The sequence below is a fragment of the Lacisediminihabitans sp. genome (assembly GCF_043726815.1).
Lineage (GTDB): Bacteria > Actinomycetota > Actinomycetes > Actinomycetales > Microbacteriaceae > Lacisediminihabitans.
Genome location: NZ_JAYSJZ010000116.1, coordinates 1 through 21,858, shown reverse-complemented (window position 1 = coordinate 21,858; position 21,858 = coordinate 1). Strand labels below are relative to the sequence as shown.

General features: G+C 69.1%; 21 protein-coding genes and 1 tRNA gene. 16 read left to right on the top strand and 6 right to left on the bottom strand.

Going from position 1 to position 21,858, the window contains the following annotated elements:
• Positions 1-9 precede the first annotated feature (9 nt).
• The 3 genes from ACHZD8_RS17245 (at position 10) to ACHZD8_RS17235 (ending at position 3,094) form a co-directional block, all read left to right on the top strand.
• A complete protein-coding gene (locus ACHZD8_RS17245; RefSeq protein ID WP_394771662.1) occupies positions 10-897 on the top strand; it encodes a 1,4-dihydroxy-2-naphthoyl-CoA synthase in 888 nt (295 codons plus the stop codon).
• Between the two features lie 34 nt (positions 898-931).
• On the top strand, positions 932-2,074 hold the full coding sequence (locus ACHZD8_RS17240; RefSeq protein ID WP_394771661.1) for an AMP-binding protein: 1,143 nt from the start codon (positions 932-934) through the stop codon (positions 2,072-2,074).
• A 138-nt stretch (positions 2,075-2,212) separates the two neighbouring features.
• Positions 2,213-3,094, top strand: a complete 882-nt coding sequence (locus tag ACHZD8_RS17235; RefSeq protein ID WP_394771690.1) for a 1,4-dihydroxy-2-naphthoate polyprenyltransferase — start codon at positions 2,213-2,215, stop codon at positions 3,092-3,094.
• Here ACHZD8_RS17235 and ACHZD8_RS17230 read toward each other — a convergent pair.
• Positions 3,065-3,346: a DUF4229 domain-containing protein gene (locus ACHZD8_RS17230; RefSeq protein ID WP_394771660.1), complete on the bottom strand. Its 282-nt coding sequence runs from the start codon at positions 3,344-3,346 to the stop codon at positions 3,065-3,067. The genes ACHZD8_RS17235 and ACHZD8_RS17230 overlap by 30 nt on opposite strands.
• A 72-nt stretch (positions 3,347-3,418) precedes the next feature.
• Here ACHZD8_RS17230 and ACHZD8_RS17225 point away from each other — a divergent pair, with 72 nt between their 5' ends.
• The 3 genes from ACHZD8_RS17225 to ACHZD8_RS17215 are packed head-to-tail and all read left to right on the top strand — an operon-like array spanning position 3,419 to position 6,340.
• Positions 3,419-3,769, top strand: coding sequence for a PLD nuclease N-terminal domain-containing protein (locus ACHZD8_RS17225; protein ID WP_394771659.1), 351 nt, complete (start codon positions 3,419-3,421; stop codon positions 3,767-3,769).
• A 44-nt stretch (positions 3,770-3,813) separates the two neighbouring features.
• Complete coding sequence (gene menD, locus ACHZD8_RS17220; RefSeq protein WP_394771658.1) at positions 3,814-5,475, top strand: 2-succinyl-5-enolpyruvyl-6-hydroxy-3-cyclohexene-1-carboxylic-acid synthase; 1,662 nt, start codon at positions 3,814-3,816, stop codon at positions 5,473-5,475.
• A gap of 16 nt (positions 5,476-5,491) precedes the next feature.
• Positions 5,492-6,340, top strand: coding sequence for a polyphosphate kinase 2 family protein (locus tag ACHZD8_RS17215; protein WP_394771657.1), 849 nt, complete (start codon positions 5,492-5,494; stop codon positions 6,338-6,340).
• Positions 6,341-6,740: 400 nt separating this feature from the next.
• Here the strand turns inward: ACHZD8_RS17215 and ACHZD8_RS17210 are convergent, their stop codons facing one another.
• Complete coding sequence (locus ACHZD8_RS17210) at positions 6,741-8,000, bottom strand: isochorismate synthase MenF (RefSeq protein ID WP_394771656.1); 1,260 nt, start codon at positions 7,998-8,000, stop codon at positions 6,741-6,743.
• Positions 8,001-8,068: 68 nt separating this feature from the next.
• Between ACHZD8_RS17210 and ACHZD8_RS17205 the strand changes: the two genes are divergently transcribed.
• From ACHZD8_RS17205 to ACHZD8_RS17195, 3 genes are read left to right on the top strand one after another with little or no spacing between them, the layout of a single operon-like run.
• On the top strand, positions 8,069-8,845 hold the full coding sequence (locus ACHZD8_RS17205) for a demethylmenaquinone methyltransferase (protein ID WP_394771655.1): 777 nt from the start codon (positions 8,069-8,071) through the stop codon (positions 8,843-8,845).
• A 35-nt stretch (positions 8,846-8,880) separates the two neighbouring features.
• Positions 8,881-9,969, top strand: coding sequence for a polyprenyl synthetase family protein (locus ACHZD8_RS17200; RefSeq protein ID WP_394771654.1), 1,089 nt, complete (start codon positions 8,881-8,883; stop codon positions 9,967-9,969).
• A gap of 37 nt (positions 9,970-10,006) precedes the next feature.
• On the top strand, positions 10,007-11,359 hold the full coding sequence (locus ACHZD8_RS17195; protein ID WP_394771653.1) for an FAD-dependent oxidoreductase: 1,353 nt from the start codon (positions 10,007-10,009) through the stop codon (positions 11,357-11,359).
• 12 nt (positions 11,360-11,371) lie between these two features.
• On the opposite strand, the gene cls is transcribed toward ACHZD8_RS17195, so the two are convergent.
• The gene (cls, locus tag ACHZD8_RS17190) at positions 11,372-12,847 is read right to left on the bottom strand and encodes a cardiolipin synthase (RefSeq protein WP_394771652.1); all 1,476 of its coding nucleotides are present in this window, start codon (positions 12,845-12,847) and stop codon (positions 11,372-11,374) included.
• An 18-nt stretch (positions 12,848-12,865) separates the two neighbouring features.
• The gene (locus ACHZD8_RS17185) at positions 12,866-13,354 is read right to left on the bottom strand and encodes a YajQ family cyclic di-GMP-binding protein (RefSeq protein WP_394771651.1); all 489 of its coding nucleotides are present in this window, start codon (positions 13,352-13,354) and stop codon (positions 12,866-12,868) included.
• Positions 13,355-13,396: 42 nt separating this feature from the next.
• Between ACHZD8_RS17185 and ACHZD8_RS17180 the strand changes: the two genes are divergently transcribed.
• The gene (locus ACHZD8_RS17180; protein WP_394771650.1) at positions 13,397-14,167 is read left to right on the top strand and encodes a lytic murein transglycosylase; all 771 of its coding nucleotides are present in this window, start codon (positions 13,397-13,399) and stop codon (positions 14,165-14,167) included.
• 57 nt (positions 14,168-14,224) lie between these two features.
• Here the strand turns inward: ACHZD8_RS17180 and ACHZD8_RS17175 are convergent, their stop codons facing one another.
• Positions 14,225-15,247, bottom strand: a complete 1,023-nt coding sequence (locus ACHZD8_RS17175) for a LacI family DNA-binding transcriptional regulator (RefSeq protein WP_394771649.1) — start codon at positions 15,245-15,247, stop codon at positions 14,225-14,227.
• A 142-nt stretch (positions 15,248-15,389) separates the two neighbouring features.
• On the opposite strand from ACHZD8_RS17175, the gene ACHZD8_RS17170 reads away from it, so the two are divergent.
• The 4 genes from ACHZD8_RS17170 to ACHZD8_RS17155 all read left to right on the top strand — a co-directional run bounded on the left by ACHZD8_RS17170 (position 15,390) and on the right by ACHZD8_RS17155 (position 18,488).
• Positions 15,390-15,471: transfer RNA gene (locus ACHZD8_RS17170), tRNA-Tyr, on the top strand.
• Between the two features lie 75 nt (positions 15,472-15,546).
• Complete coding sequence (locus ACHZD8_RS17165; RefSeq protein ID WP_394771648.1) at positions 15,547-16,359, top strand: inositol monophosphatase family protein; 813 nt, start codon at positions 15,547-15,549, stop codon at positions 16,357-16,359.
• A gap of 223 nt (positions 16,360-16,582) precedes the next feature.
• Positions 16,583-17,506 carry a M23 family metallopeptidase gene (locus ACHZD8_RS17160; protein ID WP_394771647.1) on the top strand — a complete coding sequence of 308 codons (924 nt, stop codon included), beginning with the start codon at positions 16,583-16,585 and terminating at the stop codon, positions 17,504-17,506.
• 166 nt (positions 17,507-17,672) lie between these two features.
• Positions 17,673-18,488 (top strand): M23 family metallopeptidase, encoded by an 816-nt coding sequence (locus ACHZD8_RS17155; RefSeq protein WP_394771646.1) that lies wholly within the window; start codon positions 17,673-17,675, stop codon positions 18,486-18,488.
• Between the two features lie 20 nt (positions 18,489-18,508).
• Here ACHZD8_RS17155 and ACHZD8_RS17150 read toward each other — a convergent pair whose 3' ends face one another.
• Complete coding sequence (locus tag ACHZD8_RS17150; protein ID WP_394771645.1) at positions 18,509-20,194, bottom strand: glycoside hydrolase family 13 protein; 1,686 nt, start codon at positions 20,192-20,194, stop codon at positions 18,509-18,511.
• Positions 20,195-20,538: 344 nt separating this feature from the next.
• Here ACHZD8_RS17150 and ACHZD8_RS17145 point away from each other — a divergent pair, with 344 nt between their 5' ends.
• Both ACHZD8_RS17145 and ACHZD8_RS17140 read left to right on the top strand, forming a co-directional pair.
• Positions 20,539-21,357 (top strand): extracellular solute-binding protein, encoded by an 819-nt coding sequence (locus ACHZD8_RS17145; protein ID WP_394771644.1) that lies wholly within the window; start codon positions 20,539-20,541, stop codon positions 21,355-21,357.
• On the top strand, positions 21,270-21,803 hold the full coding sequence (locus ACHZD8_RS17140) for an extracellular solute-binding protein (protein WP_394771643.1): 534 nt from the start codon (positions 21,270-21,272) through the stop codon (positions 21,801-21,803). Before ACHZD8_RS17145 ends, ACHZD8_RS17140 begins: the two co-directional genes overlap by 88 nt.
• The last annotated feature ends 55 nt before the right edge of the window (positions 21,804-21,858 follow it).

The following is a 21,858-nucleotide window of genomic DNA, read 5'->3' as shown; positions in this document are numbered from 1 at the left end:
GCTTGCCCCATGACTGAGGTCTCCGAACTGTTCGATCCGAGCGCGTGGAAGCCGGTGGCCGGTTTCGGCTCGCTGACCGACATCACCTACCACCACGACACGGCCGGGCGGGTGGCGCGAATCGCCTTCAACCGGCCGGAGGTGCGCAACGCGTTCCGGCCGCACACCGTCGACGAGCTGTATTCGGCCCTCGACGATGCCCGCCAGAACTCGCGGATCGGCGTGGTGCTGCTCACCGGCAACGGCCCGAGCGCCAAGGACGGCGGCTGGGCGTTCTGTTCGGGCGGCGACCAGCGCATCCGGGGCCGCGACGGCTACCAGTACGCCGACGGGTCGACGAGCACCGGCCGCCTGCACATCCTCGAGGTGCAGCGGCTGATCCGCTTCATGCCCAAGGTCGTCATCGCCGTGATCCCCGGCTGGGCGGCCGGCGGCGGCCACTCCCTGCACGTGGTCTGCGATCTCTCCATCGCGAGCGCGGAGCATGGAAAGTTCAAGCAGACGGATGCCGATGTGGGGTCGTTCGACGGAGGCTACGGCAGCGCGTACTTCGCCCGCCAGGTCGGCCAGAAGGCCGCGCGGGAGGTGTTCTTCCTCGCCAGGGAGTACGACGCGAGGCGTGCCCTCGAGATGGGTGCGATCAACGCCGTGGTGCCGCACGCCGACCTGGAGAAGGTGGCGCTCGAGTGGGCGAACGAGATTCTCGGCAAGTCGCCGACGGCCATCCGCATGCTCAAGTTCGCCTTCAATGCGGTCGACGACGGGATGGTCGGGCAGCAGGTGTTCGCCGGGGAGGCGACCCGGCTGGCCTACGGCACCGACGAGGCGGTGGAGGGCAGGGACGCCTTCCTCGAGAAGCGCGAACCGGACTGGTCGCCGTTCCCCTGGCAGTTCTAGTGCGAACGGGCCTTCAAATGCGCACGGGGGCGCGGTGAGCCGGCCGCTCCGGGTGGTGCCGGCCGACGACCCCGTCGTGGTGCTCGAGGCCCTGCGCGACGCGCTCGCCGGAGGCGCGGCGGTGCTTCCCGGGGCGCCGAGCAACGGCCTGCCAGCGACTGTCGAGCAGCGCGTGGCCCTCGTCGTGGAGACGAGCGGCTCCACGGGCGTCCCGAAACGAGTCGCGCTGGCGGCCAACGCCATCCTCGGCAGCGCCGCCGCCTCGGAGGCCTCGCTCGGCGGGCCCGGCCAGTGGCTGCTCGCCCTGCCCGCGCACTACATCGCGGGCATCAACGTGCTCGTGCGCTCGATCTCCGCCCAGACCGAGCCGGTGGTCATGCCGCCCGGGCACTTCGACGCCGTCGCCTTCGCCGCGGCGAGCGGGCGGCTCGACGGCGAGCTGCGGTTCACCTCGCTCGTGCCGGCCCAGCTCGCCCGGCTCGTCGACGCAGCGGAGAACGACCTCGGGGTGCTCGAGGCGCTGCGGCGCTTCGACCGGATGCTCGTGGGCGGCCAGGCCACGCCGCCGCAGCTCGTGGGGCGGGCGCTCGAGTTGGGCCTCAACGTCACTCGAACCTACGGCTCGAGCGAGACTTCGGGGGGCTGCGTGTACGACGGAGTGCCGATCGGCACGGCCCAGGCCAGGATCGAGAACGGGCAGGTGGAGCTCGCCGGACCGATGCTCGCCGAGGGCTACCTCGGCGATCCGGAGCGAACGGCGGCGGCCTTCCACGAGGCGGACGGCACCCGCTGGTACCGCACGGGCGACACCGGCGAGATCGTCGACGGCGTGCTGACCGTGACCGGGCGGCTCGACGGAATCCTCATCTCCGGCGGGGTCAAGGTGTCGCTCGAGGCGATCGAGCGGGTCGTGCGCGGCCTGGACGGCCTCGCGGATGCCGTGGCGGTGCGCGCGCCGAGTGTCGCCTGGGGCGAGGTGCCGGTGGTCTTCAGCACGGGGGTGCTGCCGCTCGCCGAACTGCGCTCGGCCGTGGCCGAGACGCTCGGCGCGGCCTCCGCCCCGGCCGCCATCGTGCGACTCGACGCCATCCCGCTGCTGTCGAGCGGCAAGCCGGACCGCGTGGTGCTGGCCGAACTCGCGGCGGCCTCGGCCGGAGTCGAACCGCGGCGTCAGTAGGATTTGTGCGTGGCTAACGCGAGCAGACCCGTCCAGAGACGAATCGACCCGGAGAAGGTTCCGCGCCCCGGCCAGGGCGGCAAGGGCGGCAAGAGCGGAAAGAGCGGCAGACCGGGCGGCCAGCCGCCCCGCGTGGCCGTGCGCAAGGCGAGCGCCTCCGATTGGATCGGCGGGGCGAGGCTGCGCACGCTCCCCCTGGCGGTGTCCCCGGTCGCGCTGGGCACCGCATCCGCGTTCCTCCTCTCGAATCCGGGCTGGCACTGGGTGCGGGCGCTTCTCGCCCTGGTGGTGGCCGTGTCGCTGCAGATCGGCGTCAACTACGCGAACGACTACTCCGACGGCATCCGCGGCACAGATCGCTACCGAGTCGGCCCGTCGAGGCTCACCGGCAGCGGAGCGGCCAAACCGCGCACCGTGCTGGCCGTCGCGCTCGCCTTCTTCGCGCTCGGCGGGGTCGCCGGCGTCGTTCTCGTGGTGCTTTCGGGCTTCTACTGGTTGCTTGCCGTGGGCGCGGTGTGCATCGTCGCCGCCTACTTCTACACGGGAGGCAAGCACCCGTACGGCTACTACGGGCTCGGCGAGGTGTTCGTCTTCGTGTTCTTCGGCCTCGTCGCCACCGCCGGAACCACCTACACCCAGGTCGGCACGGTCAACACCGAGAGCTGGCTCGCCGGCACGGCAGCCGGCCTCCTCGCCTGCGCGGTGCTCATGGTCAACAACCTGCGGGATCTCGAACAAGACAGACTGGCCAAGAAGCGCACCCTCGCGGTGCTCGTCGGCAACCGCGCGTCTCGGGTGCTGTTCACCGTGTTCGTGACGATCCCGTTCGTGATCCTGGTCTTTTTCTGCGTGTTCTACGACAAGGCGCCGTACGTGTTCTTCACCCTGCTCGTGGCGATTCCCGCGGTGATCATCACGCTCACGGGTAAGACGGCGCCGGAGTTCATCCTCGCGCTCAAGCTCACGAGCCTCACCGCGCTGCTCTTCGGGCTAGGCCTGGCGGCTGCCATCGCCTTCTAGGCGGTCGAGCATCTCGTTCTCGAGTTCGTTGTCGGCGTCCCGGTCCTTGGCTGCGCGGATCTCGACGATGCTCTTCGCCACGGCATCCCGCTGGGGGCGAAAGAAGATGTACGACACGCACAGGCCGATCACCGCGGCCACGATCGCCGCGATCCAGCCGGTGACACCCACCAGCAGCAGCGCGGCGAGCACGACGGCGAAGATGCCGACCCTGATCGCGGTGTAGACCAGCCACTGGCGAGACGATTTCACGCCTTCCAGTCTAGGCACCGTGACTGTACGATTTGCCCTGCAGTAATCAGGATCGCGGCTTACAATCTGGGCATGACCCGCCTCGCCCTAATCCTCTTGATTGCCTATCTGGCGTTCACGATCTTCGCCCTGATCGACGTGATCATGACGAGCGGGACCCGCGTGCGCGCACTGCCGAAGTATCTCTGGGCCGCGATCGTGCTGCTCGTCCCGGTGATCGGCGCCGTGCTGTGGTTCACCATTGGCAAGGACCGTTCGTCGCGCAGCCCGGCCCAGCGCCAGTCGCGCGGGCCGATCGCCCCGGACGACGACCCGGAATTCCTGCGCCGGCTGGGCGAAGACAAGCAGCGCGAGGAGCGCATCCGCCAACTCGAGGAGCGCCTCGCCGAGCTGGACGACGACCAGAACAACAGCAAAGACTAGTGGCGGCGGAGCGGCCGGACGCGAACCCGGCAACGGAGTTTGCGGTGGCGATTCTCGGCGAGCTGGTTCGTCGCGGCGTGCGGGACGTCGTGTTGTGCCCCGGGTCCCGGTCGCAGGCGCTCGCCCTCGCCGCGGCGGCGTTCGAGCAGGCCGGCCTGATTCGCCTGCGGGTGCGCATCGACGAGCGCGTCGCCGGCTTCCTCGCGCTCGGGCTCGCCGTCGAGACCCGCACGCCGGTGCTCGTGATCACGACGTCGGGCACCGCGGTGGCGAACCTGCACCCCGCCGTGCTGGAGGCGCACCACTCCGGCGTTCCGCTCATCCTCTTCACCGCCGACCGGCCGCTCGAGTTGCGCGGGATCGGCTCCAACCAGACCAGCGAGCAGGTGGGCATCTTCGGGCCCGCGGTCACCTGGGTGCGCGATGTCGAGGCACCGAGCCACACCGGCTTCGATCCGGACTACCCCGGCCAGGTGGCGCACGAGGCGTACTCCGCGGCAGCCGGCCACTCCTCGACGCCGGGACCGGTGCAGCTGAACCTCGCCTTTCGCGAGCCGCTCTCGGGGCCGGTCGGCCGGCTGCCGCACCTCGACGAGCACCAGTGGCCCGAGCCGACGCTCCGGCGCGGGCTCGAGGTGGAGCACGCTCCGAACACCGTGGTCGTCGCCGGGCACGGCGCCGGACCGCAGGCGGAGGCGCTGGCCCGGTCGATCGGCGTGCCGCTGATCGCGGAGGTCTCCAGCGGCTCCCGGTTCGGCCCGAACCTCGTGGGCTCCTACCGTGACCTGCTCTCCGACCCCGAATTCGGCGGTCGAGTGGAGCGTGCGATCGTGTTCGGGCACCCCACCCTCAGCCGCGAGGTGCCCGCCCTGCTCGAGCGAGACGGCGTGACCGTGCGGGTGATCCGGGCGCCGGGCGCCGAGCCGTACAACCCGGGGCGCCGGGCGAGCAGCGTGCACGACTTCGCCAGCCACGACGGCGGCCCCGACGACTCGCTCGGCGCGCGCCGCTGGCTCGGCACCTGGGTGCAGGCGGGCCGTGAACGGCTCCTGGCCGACGTGCCGCAATCCGAGCCCGTGCCCGCCGAGGAACGCGCGGGTGACTTCGCGCGGGAGCAACTGGCCGCCTTCCGCGAGCCCATCACCCGGCGCCTCCTCGTGGAGACCGTGTGGCGTCTCACCTGGCCGCACGATCGGCTCGTGCTCGGCGCCTCCAGGCTCATCCGGGTGGCGGATGCCGTGGTGCAGGGCAAGAAGATCGCCGTGCACGCCAACCGGGGCCTCGCCGGCATCGACGGCACCATCTCGACCGGTCTCGGCATCGCCCTGGCGAGCCAGGACCCGGGCCTCGACCCGGGTGGGGCATCCGGCGGCACGCTGGGCGTGACCAGGGTGCTGCTCGGCGACCTCGCCGTTCTGCACGACGCCGGAGGGCTGCTCTTCGGGCTGGGCGAGGCACGCCCGCGCATCCAGGTGGTGGTCGGCAACGACGGCGGCGGAACGATCTTCGACGGCCTCGAGGTGGCGGCGACGGCCCCCCGGGACGCGCTGGACCGGGTGCTCTACACCCCGCAGTCGGTCGACCTGCGCGCCCTGGCCGCGGCCTACGGCTGGGAGTACCGCACCGCGACCACCCGCGGCGAACTCGACGTGGCGCTCGCGGCATCCGACTCCCCGACCCTCGTCGAGGTGCCGCTGGTTCGCTAGCGAGTACCATCGGCGCATGGAACTGACCTGGACCTCCGACCCCGCGCCGCTGCTCACCGTGAGGCCGGGATTCAGCCTGGCCGAGGTGGACACCTCATCGACCCCGGGCATCTCGGCGTCCAAGAAGACCGGCGCCGCGATCCTCGAACAGAACCGCGCCGAACTGGACGACCTTCAGGAGCGGTTGTGGGCCGAGAGCCGGTTCGAGGGCAGGCGCTCGGTGCTGCTGGTGCTGCAGGCGATGGACACCGCCGGCAAGGGCGGCATCGTCAAGCACGTGATCGGCGGCATCAGCCCCCAGGGCGTGCAGGACTACGGATTCAAGAAGCCCACGCCGGAGGAGCTCTCCCACGACTTCCTCTGGCGCGTGCGCAAGCGGCTGCCGACGCCCGGCATGATCGGGGTGTTCGACCGCTCGCACTACGAAGACGTGCTGGTCGCGCGGGTGCACAGCCTCGTCGAACCGGCGGTGATCGAGCAGCGCTACGAGCTGATCCGCGAGTTCGAGCGGGAGGTCGCGGCGAGCGGCACCACGATCGTCAAGGTCATGCTGCACATCAGCCAGCACGAGCAGAAGCAGAGGCTGCTCGAGCGACTGGAGCGCGAGGACAAGCACTGGAAGTTCAACCCGGGCGACATCGACGAGCGTGAACTCTGGCCGCAGTACATGGATGCCTACCAGCGGGCGCTCGAGGAGACGTCAACCGACACCGCCCCCTGGTTCGTGGTGCCGGCCGATCGCAAGTGGTACGCGCGGATCGCCGTGCAGCGGATCCTGCTCGATGCGACGCGCGCGCTCCGACCGCAGTGGCCCCTCGCGGACTTCGACGTCGACGCCGAGAAGGCGCGGCTGCTGGCCAGCTGACGGTCCGAACGGCAGCTCGCCTACACCGTTACGGACCTTCGCATCTGGCCGTCGTCGGCCTTTTGGCGGTGCCGCCCGCGTCGGTCGGGCGGTGTTCTGCAGGACGGGGCTCGGAGGTTGGGCGCCTACCTCGCAGACTCCAGTTGTGCAGGACAGCGTGTGCAGGACGCGGCAGGGGTGTGGTGACCCGAAGGATCCCGGTCTGCAGGACGCTCCCGTCGGTTCTGCACCTGTCGTCCTCGCTTTCCACCCGGGCCGTCCTGCACAACCGCTACTGCAGTCCTGCACAACCCGTCCTGCACAACTGGAGTCTGCGGGGCGGACACCCGCAAGTCGCCAGAACGTCCTGCACAACGCGTCCTGCACAACTGGAGTCTGCGGCGCACCGCATCCAGTGCGGCTACGCGAGCGCCTCGACGATCGGCCGGAACTTGAGCCTGGTCTCCACCAGCTCGCGTTCCGGCACCGAGCCCGCGACGATGCCGGCGCCCGCGTAGGCGGTGACCGTGCCGTCCGGGTCGACCTGGGCACTGCGCAGCGCGACCGCCCACTCGCCGTCGCCATCCGCCCCGACCCAGCCGACCGGCCCGGCGAAGCGGCCCCGGTCGAACGGCTCGAGCTCGTCGATCAGGCGGAGGGCCTCCACGGTGGGAGTGCCGGCGACCGCCGCCGTCGGATGCAGCGCCGAGATGAGGTCGAGCGAGGTGGAGCCGTCGGTGAGCTCGCCCTCCACATCGCTCGCCAGGTGCCACAGGTTGGGGAGCTTGAGCGTGAACGGCATCTCGCTCGCCGTGACGTTTGGACTGTGACTGCGCAGGGACGCCAGCACGTTCTGCACGGCGAACTGGTGCTCGTCCTGGTCCTTGGCCGAGGTGGCGAGAGCGGTGGCGGCGTCCTCGTCCGACCGCTCGTCGCTGCCGCGCGCCGCGCTCCCCGCGAGCACCCGGGCCGAGACCGACCCGTCGTCGACGCTCACCAGGGTCTCCGGGCTCGACCCGAAGAAGCCGTCGATGCTGAAGGTCCAGCAGTCGCGGTAGCCGAGGGCGAGAGCCTCGATGGCGCGGCGGAGGTCGGCGCCGGGCGGCATCGATCCCACGAGCTCCCGGGCGATCACCACCTTGCTCAGGTCGCGGTTGCAGATGCGGTCGACGGCGGCGGCGACCGCGGCGCGATAGCCGTCGGCATCGAGAGTGCCGGGGCGCAGGGCGACCGTGAACGGTCCGCCGTATGGCTGCATGGGCGGCACGACAGGGTCGGGAAGGGCGCCGACTCCGATGCGCGTGACCCAGCTCTGGTCGGTGTCCCGCCCGATCACGATCGACGGCACGATGAGAACACTCGTGCGCCGAGACCGGTCGGAGAAGGCGAAGCTACCCATGGCGATCAGTCCGGTGCCGGTGCGGGAGAGCGGGTCGGTCACCGTCGCGGCGGCGACCACTCGCTGCCAGGCCTCCGCGGCATCCAGCATGCGGCGCTCGCCGGTGAACTCCAGGCGCAGCGCCTCGCCGTGGCCGACGAGGCCGTAGCCGCGGCGTGTCCAGAGAAGCGGATTGCCCCGGTCGAGCAGGGGAACGAGGGGGCCGAGATCGTCCGTCTCGATGGTTTCGACGACGAGGGAGGGTACGGGGGTCTCGACGCTCGAGGGCTCGGAACCGGTCACCTGCCAAGACTAACCCGGCGAAACCGAGTGCCAGCGGAGCGCCGGATTCGCTGAACTAGACTGGGCGAGTGGCCAAGGCAGATTTGAGCAAGCAACCGGACGAGGTTGCCGCGATGTTCGACGGGGTCGCGAAACACTACGACCGCACCAACTCCGTGCTGTCGATGGGCAATTCGCTCATCTGGCGCATCGCGACGGTGCGCGCCGTGGCCCCGCAGGCCGGTGAACGCGTGCTGGACATCGCCGCGGGCACCGGAACCAGCTCGGCCGCCCTCGCCAAGAGCGGCGCGGATGTCGTGGCCGCCGACTTCTCGCCGGGCATGATCGAGGTGGGCCGGGTGAAGCACCCCGGCATCACCTTCGTGCAGGCGGACGCCATGGCGCTGCCGTTCGGCGACAACGAGTTCGACGCGGTGACGATCTCCTTCGGCCTGCGCAACATCGAGGACCCGAAGAAGGCCCTCGCCGAGATGTACCGGGTGCTCAAGCCGGGCGGACGACTCGTGATCTGCGAGTTCTCGAAGCCGCCGCGGGCCCTCTTCCGCGCCGGATACTCGGCCTACATGAAATACATCATGCCGGCCGTCGTCGACGCGGCCAGCTCGAATCCCGAGGCGTACACCTATCTCGCCGACTCGATCAGGGAATGGCCGGACCAGGTCACCCTGAGCCAGTGGATCCGCGGTGCCGGTTTCACGCGCGTCGCCTACCGCAACCTCACGGTCGGCGTCGTCGCTCTCCATCGCGGTCGCAAGCCGGCCCGCGTGGTCAAGCCGCGGGCAAAGCGCACGAGCACTCCGCGGGCGACGGCCAAACCGACAGACACTGGCGCTCCGAAGCCCTAGGGGTTCTGGCGTAATGCGGACGGACAGGTGACACAGTGAATCCGAGCGTGCCCCACGGGCGTCGTGGGAACAGCCTCAACTCGGCCCTCGGCCTGGGCGAGAGGCTCTTCTCGTCGGCAAGCGAGCGCAGGTTCGCCCAGGCCATCGAGGAGGGCCTCGACGAAGTGGAGGCCGGGCTCCTCAGGGAGATGTCGTTCGCCGACGACCTGGCGGATGTGACCAGCCGGTACCTGCTCGAGGCCGGCGGCAAGCGTGTTCGCCCCACGCTCACTCTGCTGACCGCCCAGCTCGGCACCGGCAACAACAAGAAGGTGATCAGCGCCGCCCAGGCGCTCGAGATCACGCACCTCGCCTCGCTCTACCACGACGATGTCATGGACGAGGCGAACATGCGCCGCGGGGTGGCCAGCGCCCAGAACGTGTGGGGCAACTCCGTGGCGATCCTCACCGGCGACCTGCTCTTCGCCCGGGCGTCGAAGCTCATGTCCGGGCTCGGCGAGCGGGCGATCAGCCTGCAGGCCGACACCTTCGAGCGGCTCTGCCTCGGCCAGTTGCACGAGACCATCGGACCGCGGGCCGGCGACGACCCGATCGAGCACTACCTTCGCGTGCTCGCCGACAAGACCGGTTCGCTCATCGCCGCCGCAGGCCAGATGGGCGTCATCTTCGGCGGTGCTCCGGAGGAGTACCAGGCACCGGTGATGGTCTTCGGCGAGAAGATCGGCATCGCGTTCCAGCTCATCGACGACGTGATCGACCTCTCGCCGGCGGCGGACGGCACGGGAAAGACGGCGGGCACCGACCTGCGCGCCGGTGTCTCCACCCTTCCCCTGCTCTACCTGCGCGACCTCGCCCGAAGCGACGTCGACGCTGCCGACCTGCTCACCCGCATCGAGCGCGACATCAACGCCGTGGTCTATGCGGAGGGTGAGGCGAGGCCGGAAGACGCGGAGCTGTCCGCCGCGATCGGCGAACTCCGCGACCACGCCGTGACCCGCAAGACCCTCGACGAGGCGCATCGCTGGTCGCGCGAGGCGGTGGAGGCGCTCGAGCCGCTGCCGAACGGCCCGGTGAAGAAGGCCCTCACCCGTTTCGCCGAGAGCATCGTCGAACGGTCCCACTGACCGACACCCCACCCCAACCGATGGAGCAGTAGACAGAATGACGAAACTGAGGCTCGCCATTGTCGGGGCAGGACCGGCCGGAATCTACGCCGCGGACATCCTGCTCAAGACCGAGCGCAACTTCGACGTGTCGATCGACCTCTTCGAACAGCTTCCGGCGCCGTACGGCCTCGTGCGCTACGGGGTGGCGCCGGATCACCCGCGGATCAAGGGCATCATCACGGCCCTGCGCGAGGTGCTGGACACGGGCAGGATCCGGCTGTTCGGCAACGTGCTCTACGGGCGGGACATCACCCTCGACGACCTCAAGAAGCACTACAACGCCGTGATCTTCTCGACCGGGGCCGTTCGCGACGCCGACCTGGACATCCCAGGCATCGACCTGCCGGGGAGCTACGGCGCCGCCGACTTCGTCAGCTGGTACGACGGGCACCCCGATGTCTCCCGCGAGTGGCCGCTCACCGCGAGGGAGGTGGCGGTTGTCGGCAACGGCAATGTGGCGCTCGACGTGGCTCGCATGCTCGCCAAGCACGCCGACGACCTGCTGCCGACCGAGATTCCGGACAACGTCTACGAGGCGCTCAAGGACTCCGCCGTCACCGACGTGCACGTGTTCGGCCGGCGCGGGCCGATGCAGGTGAAGTTCACGCCGCTCGAGCTTCGCGAGCTCGGCGAGCTCCCCGATGTGGACATGGTGGTCTACGAGGAGGACTTCGACTACGACGAGGCCTCCCGCGCCGCGATCGCGAGCAACAAGCAGGTCTTCGTGATCGACAAGGTCTTCACGAAGTGGCGTGCGCGGGAGGCGGGCGCCGCCTCGCGCAGGCTGCACCTGCACTTCTACGCCAAGCCCGTCGAGGTGGTCGGCCACGACGCCGTGGAGGCGTTCCGGTACGAGCGCACGGCGCCGGATGCCGAGGGCGGAGTGCGCGGCACGGGCGAGATCCGCGAGGTGGCCGTGCAGGCCGTCTACCGTGCGGTCGGCTACTTCGGCTCCCCGCTCGACGGCATCCCGTTCGACGAGAAGCGCGGGGTGATCCCCAACCGCGAGGGCCAGGTTCTGGACGACCACGACCAGCTGGTGCACGGCGTCTACGCCACCGGCTGGATCAAGCGCGGCCCGGTCGGGCTCATCGGGCACACCAAGAGCGACGCGATGGAGACGATCCGGCACCTGGTCAACGACCAGGCCGACTGGTGGATGCCCGCGCACCCGGACGAGGCGTCGATCGTGGCGCTGCTGGAGAGCCGCGGCATCGAGTACACCAACCTCGGCGGCTGGCACTCGCTCGACGAGTTCGAGAAGGCGCTCGGCGAGCCCCTCGGGCGGGCGCGGGTGAAGGTGGTGCCCCGGGACGAGATGGTCGCCGTCTCGCGCGGCTCGAACTAGCCTGGCGCCGGGTCACTGCACGGCGGCGGTGAGCCTGGCGGTGTCGTCGAGCACCTTCGAGCGCCGCGGTCGGTCGAGCCATTCCTCCAGCGTCAGCTCGCGGCACTCCTCGCGATACGACTCCTCGACCTCGCGCATCTGCCGCACGATGTCGGCGCCCTGCATCATCACCGAGATCTCCAGGTTGAGCGTGAAGGAGCGCATGTCCATGTTGCTCGAGCCGATCACGGCGACCTGGTCGTCGATGGTGAAGTGCTTGGCGTGCAGGATGGTGGGCGCCTTGAACAGCCAGATGCGCACCCCCGCCCGGAGCAGCGCCTCGTAGTAGCTGCGCTGCGCGTGGAACACGAGCGGCTGGTCGCCGATCTCCGAGACGAAGAGCTGAACATCCAGGCCCCGGTAGGCGGCATTGGTGATCGCATAGAGCATGGAGTCGTCCGGCACGAAGTACGGGCTCGTCACGATCACCTTCTCCTGGGCGCTGTAGAGCAGCGCGTTGAAGAGACGAAGATTGTTCTCGAGGTCGAAGCCCGGGCCGCTCGGCACGACCTGGGCATCCATCGTCTGGCCGGCCCCGGGCCTCGGCACACCCGGCGCCTCGCGCAGCAGGAGCTCGTCGGTCTCGCTGTACCAGTCGGTGACGAAGAGGGCGTTGATGCCGGCCACGATCGGACCCTCGTAGCGCACCATGAAGTCCTTCCACTTCAGGCCGCGTCTCAGGTTGCCCGGCTTGTTGTATGTGCGATCGATGAGGTTCTGCGAGCCGGTGAACGCGATCCGCCCGTCGATCACAAGGAGCTTGCGGTGATTGCGCAGGTCGGGCCGCAGGTAGGCTCCGCGGAACGGCTGCACGGGGAGCATGAGGTGCCAGTCGACCCCGATCTTCTTCAGCTGGCGGATCGTGCGGCGATAGCCGGGCGAACGGAAGGACGCGACGTGGTCGAGCAGCACGCGCACCTTCACCCCGCGTGCGACGGCCGCCTCGAGGGCCTCGAAGAATGGGGTTGTCGATGCGTCGTAGCTCACGATGTAGAACTCCACATGGATGAACCTGGTCGCCTCGCCCAGCGCGGCGGTCATCGCCGCGAGTGACTTCGAGTATTCGGTGAAGAGATCGGCGGTGTTGCCGCCCACGAGCGGCATCGACCCGAGGGTGCGGTTGAGCTCGACGATCGGGTCGAGCCAGGGCGGGAACGGCGGATCGCGCACGACGTCGTCCATGCCCTCCGTCGTGTCGAGGATGTAGGTGTTGATCTCCTCCTGCTTGTCCCGCCGGCTCCGGGGCAGGCGGGTGCTGCCGAACAGCAGGAACAACACGATGCCGACGGGAGGAAGGATGAAGATCGCGAGCAACCAGGCCATGGCCGTCTGCGGCTTGCGGTTCTGCGGCACGACGATCACCGCGATCACGCGGATCGAGATGTCGATGATCAGCGCGATCGTGGTGAAGGCGGAGCTGGTGAAGAAGGCGACGAGGGCGGTGAGCACGGGGTCGGGTGGGGCGGCTCAGCGGAAGTTGACGAATTGCAGGTCGATGTCGAGGTCGGCGCCCTTGAGCATCGCCATCGTCGTCTGGAGGTCGTCGCGGCTCTTCGAGGTGACGCGCAGCTCGTCGCCCAGGATCTGGGCCTTGACGCTCTTGGGCCCGTCGTCGCGGATGAGCTTGGACACCTTCTTGGCGTCATCGGAGGAGATCCCGTTCTTGAGCGAGACCTCGATGCGGTACTCCTTGCCCGAGGGGTACGGGTCGCCCGCGTCGAGGCTGCGCAGGCTGATGCCGCGCTTGATGAACTTCGCCTCGAGCACCTCGAGCACGGCCTTCACCCGATCCTCCGACGACGCCTTGAGCAGGAGCTTCTCGCCGCTCCAGTCGACCTCGGCGCCCACGTTCTTGAAGTCGTAACGCTGCGCGATCTCCTTCTGCGCCTGGTGGAGGGCGTTGTCGGCCTCCATCTTGTCGACCTTGCTCACGATGTCAAACGTTGGATCAGCCATGGCAGCAGTTTAACGGGCGCCGCCCGGCATGATGGGAGCACAATGCGAATTCTCTGGTCGGTGCTGCTCGCCGTCGGCGCCGTCGCCGTCGGCGTCGCGGTGATCGCCGGCATCGTGATCCTCGGGGCGCCGCAGCCGGGCGCCGACGTGGCGGCGCCCGCCGGTCCCGCGGCGCGCTGGGCGCCGGCCGCGCCCGTCGCGCTTTCCGCCTCGCCGGCGGCGGTCGGCGTGGCCGGGTTGGCGGCGGCCGGCTGGATCGCGAAGGTTTCGGCGGCATCCGGCATCCCGGCGAGGGCGCTCGAGTCCTATGCCGGCGTCGCGATCCAGATGAGCGGGGCGAGCCCGGGCTGCGACATCGGCTGGAACACCCTCGCCGGCATCGGCGAGGTGGAGTCGCACCACGGCACGATCTTCGGGGGGTCGATCGACGCGGGCGGCCTGGTCGGCCCACCCATCTACGGCGTTCCGCTCGACGGAGGGTCGTTCGCGAACGTGCCGGACACCGACAAGGGCGCGATCGATGGGGATGCGACGATCGATCGCGCGGTCGGACCGATGCAACTGATCCCCGGCACGTGGCGCAACTGGCACACCGATGCCAACGGCGACGGGCGCGAGGACCCGCAGAACATCGACGACGCCACGATGGCGGCGGCGCACTACCTCTGCCGGGCGAGCCCGGCGATGGGCGCGGAGGAGGGGTGGCGTGCCGGGGTGCGCGCATACAACGGGTCTGACCAGTACGTGGCCGACGTGGCCCGATATGCGGCGTCCTACGCCACCCTCGCGGCCAAGGCCGCGCCGGTCAGGTGAACTAGGACGGCTGAACCGGTCCCTCCGAATCAGGCCCCGCGAATCAAGCTCTGCGAACTAATACGTGCGGGACCGCATCGCCGTGCTCGACCGCACGATGAGCTCATAGGGCAGCGCGGTGTTGAGCGTGCCCTGGGCGCGCAGACTCGGGTGCAGCTGCTCCATGAGGATCTCCACGGCCTTCCTGCCCTGCAGCTGCGGAAACTGCGCGATCGTGGTGAGGCCGAAGAAGTCGCTCAGTTCGTGGTCGTCGATACCGATCACCGAGATGTCGTCCGGCACCCGAAGGCCCAGGTCGCGCGCGGCGAGGATCGTGCCGATGGCCATCTCGTCCGAGGCGGCGAAGACCGCGCTCGGTCTCTTGCGCGGATTGCCGAAGAGCTGCTTGCCGGCCGCGTAGCCGCCGCGGATGGTGAAGTCGGCCCGCTGGAAGAGCTCCGGGTCCGGCGAGATCCCCGCGGCCTGCAGCGCGGCCTCGTAGCCCACCCGCCGGTTCGTGGGCAGGTGGAAATCGCGCTCGGACTGCTCGTTGCCTCCGATGTGGCCGATCGAGGTGTGCCCGAGGGACAGCAGGTGCTCGGTGGCGAGGCGCGCGACGGAGACGTCGTCGATGCTCAGCGTGCGCACCCCGGCGAGCGGTCCGCCGACGCCCACGATGGGCTTGTTGATGTTGAGCAGGCCGGTGAGCTCGGCCGGGGTGAGCTCGAGCGAGATCGCGATCACCGCATCCACTCTCTTGCGCAGCAGGAAGTGCTCGAAGACGCTCCGGCGCTCGTCGCCGCCCCCGCCGAGGTTGTAGAGAGTGAGGTCGTAGCCGTTGGCGAGCAGCGCGCTCTCCGCGCCCTCGATCACCGAGCTGTAGAACCACTTGTTGAGGAACGGGATCACGACCCCGACATTGCGGGTGCGTCCGGTCGCGAGGCTCGAGGCGTTCGAGCTCACGACGTAGCCCAGCGCCTCGGCGGCCTCGGCGACCCGAGCCCGGGTGGACAGGGACACGTGGCCGTTGCCGCTCAGCGCGCGCGACACCGTCGCGGTCGAGACTCCGGCGAGCTCGGCGACCTCCTGGATGCCGGCCATCGAAGCTCCTCTGCTTGTACGCGCGCAACAGCCAGAATCCTACTGGTTGGCTGCGCGCGCGGGTGATTCTCCTGCGGCGCGCTAGCCTGTATCCTTGTTAAGCGCGATCCGATCGAATCCCCGTGATTCGCCGGTCGCACATGGCAAGTTACCCAAGTGGCCAAAGGGATCTGACTGTAAATCAGCCGTCTTAGACTTCGTGAGTTCGAATCTCGCACTTGCCACAGCAACACCACAGGTACACGGCCCGCGTCTGACGACCGGGCCGTTTGCCGTTTCAGCACCACCGAAGGGCGACCATGACCGTCGAATCGACGAATGCGGCGCTCCTCGCCGTGGCGAGGGATGTTGCGATCGAGGCCGGCAAACTCGCCAGGCGACGCCGATCCGAGGGCGTGCAGGTGGCCGCGAGCAAGTCGTCGCTCGAAGACGTGGTGACGCTCGCGGACCGCGAGACGGAGGCGCTCATCCGGGCCCGGCTGTTCGAGGCGCGAGGGGACGACGGGTTCTTCGGCGAGGAGAGCGCGGCGGGTTCCGGCTCGAGCGGGCTCACCTGGATCGTCGACCCGATCGACGGCACCGTCAACTACCTCTACGGCATCCCGCATTACGCGGTGAGCATCGCCGTCGTCGAGGGCGAGCCGGATCCGGCCACCTGGCGGGCCCTGGCCGGCGTGGTCATCAACCCGGCCACCGGGGAAGTCTTCAGCGCCACCGACGGGGGAGGCGCCCGTCTTGGCGACCGGCCGATCGCCGTCGCCCCGCCCGTGGAGCTGTCCCAGGCCCTCGTCGGCACGGGCTTCGCCTACCTCGCCGCGATCCGGGCCGAGCAGGCTGCGGTGCTCGTGGGCCTCATCGACCAGGTGCGCGACATTCGCCGGATGGGCACCGCATCGCTCGACCTCTGCGCCGTCGCCTGCGGTCGGCTCAACGCATACTACGAGCGCCAGTTGAGCCCGTGGGATCACGCCGCGGGCGCCCTCATCGCCCGGGAGGCCGGCGCGCGGGTCGGCGGTCTTCGCGGCGCGGCGGCATCCCGGGAATTCGTGCTGGCGGGGGAACCCGCGCTCGCGGCCCGCCTCGAGGATGCCCTCATCCGGCTCGGCGCCTAAGCCTCGGAGGATTGCTCACGGTTGTCTGATGGGGGGTGGATGACTTACCCTTTATGAATTCGTTATAAAGCGGTCCGATTCGACCGCACCGAAACATTTTGCTGGTTGCGTGTGATACAACGCGGATCCGCTCATGGAGGAAAGCCCCGTTGTCATTGCTCGCCATTCTCGCCGTGCCGGTGCCGAGCGACCTCGCTCGGAACGCGCTGGGATGCGGTGACCGATGAGCGGCATCACTCCAGGATCCGGCGATTCGCCGTTCCCCACACGCCGTGAGCTTCGCGAGCGGGCAGCCAGGCCGACCGGGAGAGCGGCGGCCACCGTGCCCACGAAGGCCACTGCCCAGAAGGCGCCGACCAGCGAATCCCGGAAGGCGCAGCCCACGCGCCAGCCGTCCAGGATGGCGCGCCAGGTCGCCGCATCCACCGCACCACGTAAGTCGCGCCAGCCCAAGGGCCGGCTGCTGAAGAGGCTCGTCAGCCTCAGCGCGATGCTCGGCGCCGGGGCTCTCCTCGTGGCCACCTCGCTTCCCGCGATGGCGCTGCAGGGCAGTGCCGCCGACGCCCTCGACGCCGTCTCCCAGGCTCCCGTGCGCACGCAGACCCTCGCCGTCGACAAGAAGGTGCTTGTGCAGGCGCCGACGCGTGACGCATACACCGTGGTCTCGCTCGCGCAGAAGATCCGCGTCTCGTACACCCACGGGAGCTTCGACTACACGAACGACCCCAACGGCACCATCCAGTGGCCGTTCCCGGTGGCCGTGCCGATCTCGAGCGGTTTCGGGCCGCGGATTGCGCCCTGCGGCGGATGCTCGAGCTTCCACGAGGGCGTGGACTTCACGCCAGGCTCCGGCGTGCCGATCGGCGCCATCGCCGACGGCGTGGTGAGCCTCGTCAGCTCCTCCGGCGCGTACGGCAACCACGTGATCATCGATCACGTGGTCAACGGCCAGAAGGTGCAAAGCCTCTACGCGCATATGCAGACCGGCTCGGTGACGGTGGCGGTCGGCGACGTCGTGAAGGTCACCCAGGTGATCGGCAAGGTCGGCAGCACCGGAGAATCGACGGGCGCACATCTGCACCTCGAGATCCACCTCGACGGCACCCCGGTCGACCCGTTTGCCTGGCTCAAGGCAAACGCCAACTGACCTTCCGGCCACTGGCGCCCCAACGGGGTACTGGCCATCCGCTTCTCGGTTGGATAGCCTAGGCAAATGTGAGCGCTGCCAAATGTTGGCGGCGATCGTCGAATTCACGACGATCACGGCTGACGCAGACTCACTCGCCGCCGAGCCGCCCTGAGGAGTCCACGACGTGTCCGAGCCGCTTCCGCAGTCCAGACGGGACCTGCGTGAGCGGAAATCGCTGGGGCGGGGCACCCCGCGCGCGGTCGCTCCACCAGCCAGGGCAGCCGCGGTCAGACCGTCGAGACGGCTTCTGCCCAGGCTCCTGAGCATCGGCGCGATGCTGGGCGCCGCGGCGCTGCTGGTGGCGACCTCGCTTCCGGCGAACGCGTTTTATCGTGCGCCGGTCGAGGCGTCCCTCACCGCGAAGTCCGCGCCGGCGCAGGTGTTCGAGGTGAAGAACGAGGTCGTGGTGACGACCCCGGCGCGCGACTCGTACACCGTGGTTTCTCTCGTCAAGAAGGTCGCGGTAATGAAGGCCACCGCGGCGACCAGGTCATTCTCCTACTCGAACGACCCGAACGGCACCATCCAGTGGCCATTCGCCGTGGCCGTGCCGATCGCGAGCGGCTTCGGCGAGCGGCTGGTCGCCAACTGCGGATACTGCTCAACCTTCCACGAGGGACTCGACTTCACGCCGGGCGCCGGGGCCCCGATCCAGTCGATCGCGGATGGCGTGGTGAGCCTCGTGCAGGAGGATCGCGGCGGTCTCGGCAACCACGTGATCATCGACCACGTGATCAACGGCAAGAAGGTGCAGAGCGTCTACGCCCACATGCTCACCGGGTCGGTGCGGGTCACCGTCGGCCAGGTCGTCAAGGTGGCCGAACTGGTGGGACAGGTGGGGAGCACCGGCGCCTCCACCGGCGCTCACCTGCACCTCGAGATCCATCTCGCCGGCACTCCCGTCGACCCGTTCGCGTGGCTCAAGGCCAACGCGAACTAGGGCGACGGTAGCGCCGCCCGTTAGACCCGCAGCCAGACGGCGGTGTCGTTCGGAACGGTGTTGCCGGTGAACGGCTCCGAGGCGAGCACGACCACGCCCTCCGGCAGGGCGGGCTCCGTGCCTCCCGTGTTGGCGATCACCACGATGTTGCCGTTGCGGAACGCGACGACAGTCTCGGGGTAGCCCGGCAGCCACTCCAGCTCACCAAGACCGAGGTCGTGTTCGGCACGCACCGCGAGGGCGGTGCGGTAGAGCTCGAGGGTGGAGTCTGGCACGCCGCTCTGCGCATCGCGCGCGTACGGGCCCCAGTCGGCCGGCTGGGGCAGCCAGCTCGCGCCCACCGTGCTGAAGCCGTAGGACGGGCTGTCGGACTCCCAGGGGATCGGCACGCGGCATCCGTCGCGCCCGTAGCGCTCGTGGTTGGTGCGGAACCAGGTGGGGTCCTGGCGGGCGGAATCCGGCAGGTCGATGACCTCGGGCAGGCCGAGCTCCTCGCCCTGGTAGATGTACGCGCTGCCCGGCAGCGCGAGCATGAGGGCGGTGGCGGCGCGGGCGCGGGTGAGCCCGAGGGCGCGCACGGGCTGGCCGGGCGACTTCGGGCCGATTCCGTGGCCCTGGGGGTTGGGCGCCGTGAGCGCCAGGCGGGAGGCGTGGCGCACCACGTCGTGGTTGGAGAGCACCCACGTGCTCGGCGCCCCCACCCCGGTGAACGCCTCGAGTGACGCGTCGATCACGCGGCGCATGGTCGGACCGCTCCACGGAGTCTCGAGGTAGGAGAAGTTGAAGGCCTGGTGCATCTCGTCCGGCCGCACCCAGCGGGCGAGCTTGGCGAGCGGCTCCACCCAGGCCTCCGCGCAGAGCACGCGGTCGCCCTCGTACTCCTCGAGCACGGTGTGCCAGTCCCGGTAGATCTCGTGTACCCGGTCCTGCGCCCAGTAGGGCGGCGTGGGCGGGTCGTAGTCCGCGTGCGCGAGAATCTCCGGTTCGAGACCCACCGCACCGCCGCCCATGCTGCCGCCGGATTCCGGGGCCGTGTAGTCGGGGAGGCCGGCCTCCTTGATCAGGCCGTGGGCGACATCCACCCGGAAGCCGTCGACTCCCCGGTCGAGCCAGAACCGAAGGATGTCGCGGAACTGGTCGCGGACCCACGGATTCTCCCAGTTGAGGTCCGGCTGGGAGGTGTCGAAGATGTGCAGGTACCACTGGCCGGGAGTGCCGTCGGCCCTGGTGAGCCTGGTCCAGGCCGGCCCGCCGAACACGGATTCCCAGTTGTTGGGCGGCAGCTCGCCAGTGGCGCCCTTGCCCTCGCGGAAGATGTACCGGTCGCGTTCCGGGCTGCCCTCCCCGGCGGCGAGCGCCTCGACGAACCAGGTGTGCTGGTCGGAGGTGTGGTTGGGAACGAGGTCCACGATCACCTTGAGGCCGAGCTCGTGGGCGCGGCGTTCCATCGCCTCGAAGTCCGCAATGGTGCCGAAGAGGGGATCGACGTCGCAGTAGTCCGCGACGTCGTAGCCGCCGTCCTTCTGGGGGGAGGTGAAGAAGGGCGACAGCCAAATCGCGTCCACACCGAGGTCGACGAGGGCCGGCAGTCGATCGGCGATCCCAATGAGGTCGCCGATGCCGTCGTCCCCCTGCCCGTCGGCAAAGGAGCGCGGGTAGATCTGGTAGATGACGGCGGAACGCCACCATTCGTTGCCCATAGTCATGCGAAAACCCTAGGGCATGCGAGTGGCCGGAATGTAAGCGGTTGCATCCGAGATCGGCGGCGCCCAGGCATTCGTCCCGCGGCGGCAGTGGCGATGAAAGCGTTTGCAGAGATATCGAGAACGACTCGGAAATTCGCGGAGTTAGTGGGGAATAATCCGATTCCGACCGTGCGTCCCGGGAAAAGGCTTTTGTTCACGGTCGTGTATCGATGCGGTCGTCGTGTTGCGAATGGTTCGCTGGCTTGCTTTACATGTAAACGCTTGCACAAAGCCTCCGGGAGAACGCCCTCTCGCCACTGCGCTGAGGGGTTCATTTCCCACTCTCACAGAAGAAAGGCACACCAATGAAGGTGACCAAACGTTCCTGGCTGGGCATCGCCACGCTGACGATCGCGGCTCTCGCGGCCACGACGCTCGCGGGCTGCTCGTCCTCCTCGACCACGGGGAGCGACCTCTCCAAGAGCGGGGCGAGCACGCTCACCCTCTGGGTCGACACCCAGCGCGCCCCGGCTCTCAAGGCCGTCGCGGCGCAGTTCAAGAAGGACACCGGCGTCACGGTGAAGCTCGTCGTGAAGGACTTCGCCACCGTCGACCAGGACTTCATCAGCCAGGTTCCCACCGGCAAGGGCCCGGACATGATCGTCAGCCCGCACGACAAGCTCGGTGCCTACGTGAAGAACGGTGTCGTCGCCCCGCTCGAGCTCGGCGACAAGTCCGGGGAGTTCGCCAAGGTCGCCATCCAGGCCGTCACCTACGAGGGCACCGTCTACGGCCTGCCGTACTCGATCGAGAACGTGGCGCTGCTGCGCAACACCGCGCTCGCCCCCTCCGCGGCGAAGACCTTCGACGAGGTCATCGCCAACGGAAAGGCAGCCATGGCGGCCAGCCCGGCCACGGTGAAGTACCCGTTCCTGCTCGGGCTCGACCCGAAGCAGGGTGACCCGTACCACATGTACCCGTTCCAGACCTCGTTCGGGTCGTCGGTCTTCGCCCAGAACGCCGATGGCACATACGACCCGTCCAAGCTCACGCTCGGCGACGCGGCCGGCCTCAAGTTCGCCGCTGCGGTCAAGCAGTGGGGTGCCGCGGGCATTCTCAACCGAACATCACGGGCGACATCGCGATCGACGCGTTCAAGAAGGGCGAGTCGGCGTACTACCTGACCGGCCCGTGGAACGTGCCGGCCATCAAGGAGGCCGGAGTCAAGTACGCGATCGACGCGCTTCCCTCGGCCGGCGGCCAGACCGCCAAGCCGTTCCTCGGCGTGAACGCCTTCTTCATCAGCTCGAAGAGCAAGAACAAGATCGCGGCGACCAAGTTCCTGGTCGCCTACCTCGGCTCCAACGCCGTGCAGGAGGAGCTCTACAAGGTGGGCGGGCGTCCGCCGGCCCTCACGAGCGCCTACGAAGCCGTCTCGAAGACGGATGCCGACGTCAAGTCGTTCGGCAGCATCGGCCTCGACGGTGTTCCCATGCCGGCCATCCCCGAGATGGCGTCGGTCTGGGCGGACTGGGGAGCGGCCGAACTGCAGCTCACCAAGGGTGACGGCGACCCGGCCACCGTGTGGACCACCGCGGCCACGAACGTCGCAGCCAAGATCAAGGGCTAGACCCGAGTCCTCGCGACAGTTCTCCCTCGTCGCGATTGTGCCCGGGCGACGGTGC

Coding starts and splice junctions, on each gene's coding strand:
- ACHZD8_RS17145 (WP_394771644.1), top strand. CDS start 20,539: ATGAAGGTGACCAAACGTTCCTGGCTGGGCATCGCCACGCTGACGATC.
- ACHZD8_RS17165 (WP_394771648.1), top strand. CDS start 15,547: ATGACCGTCGAATCGACGAATGCGGCGCTCCTCGCCGTGGCGAGGGAT.
- ACHZD8_RS17175 (WP_394771649.1), bottom strand. CDS start 15,247: ATGGCCGGCATCCAGGAGGTCGCCGAGCTCGCCGGAGTCTCGACCGCG.
- ACHZD8_RS17160 (WP_394771647.1), top strand. CDS start 16,583: ATGAGCGGCATCACTCCAGGATCCGGCGATTCGCCGTTCCCCACACGC.
- ACHZD8_RS17185 (WP_394771651.1), bottom strand. CDS start 13,354: ATGGCTGATCCAACGTTTGACATCGTGAGCAAGGTCGACAAGATGGAG.
- ACHZD8_RS17195 (WP_394771653.1), top strand. CDS start 10,007: ATGACGAAACTGAGGCTCGCCATTGTCGGGGCAGGACCGGCCGGAATC.
- ACHZD8_RS17150 (WP_394771645.1), bottom strand. CDS start 20,194: ATGACTATGGGCAACGAATGGTGGCGTTCCGCCGTCATCTACCAGATC.
- ACHZD8_RS17215 (WP_394771657.1), top strand. CDS start 5,492: ATGGAACTGACCTGGACCTCCGACCCCGCGCCGCTGCTCACCGTGAGG.
- ACHZD8_RS17180 (WP_394771650.1), top strand. CDS start 13,397: ATGCGAATTCTCTGGTCGGTGCTGCTCGCCGTCGGCGCCGTCGCCGTC.
- ACHZD8_RS17225 (WP_394771659.1), top strand. CDS start 3,419: ATGACCCGCCTCGCCCTAATCCTCTTGATTGCCTATCTGGCGTTCACG.
- ACHZD8_RS17245 (WP_394771662.1), top strand. CDS start 10: ATGACTGAGGTCTCCGAACTGTTCGATCCGAGCGCGTGGAAGCCGGTG.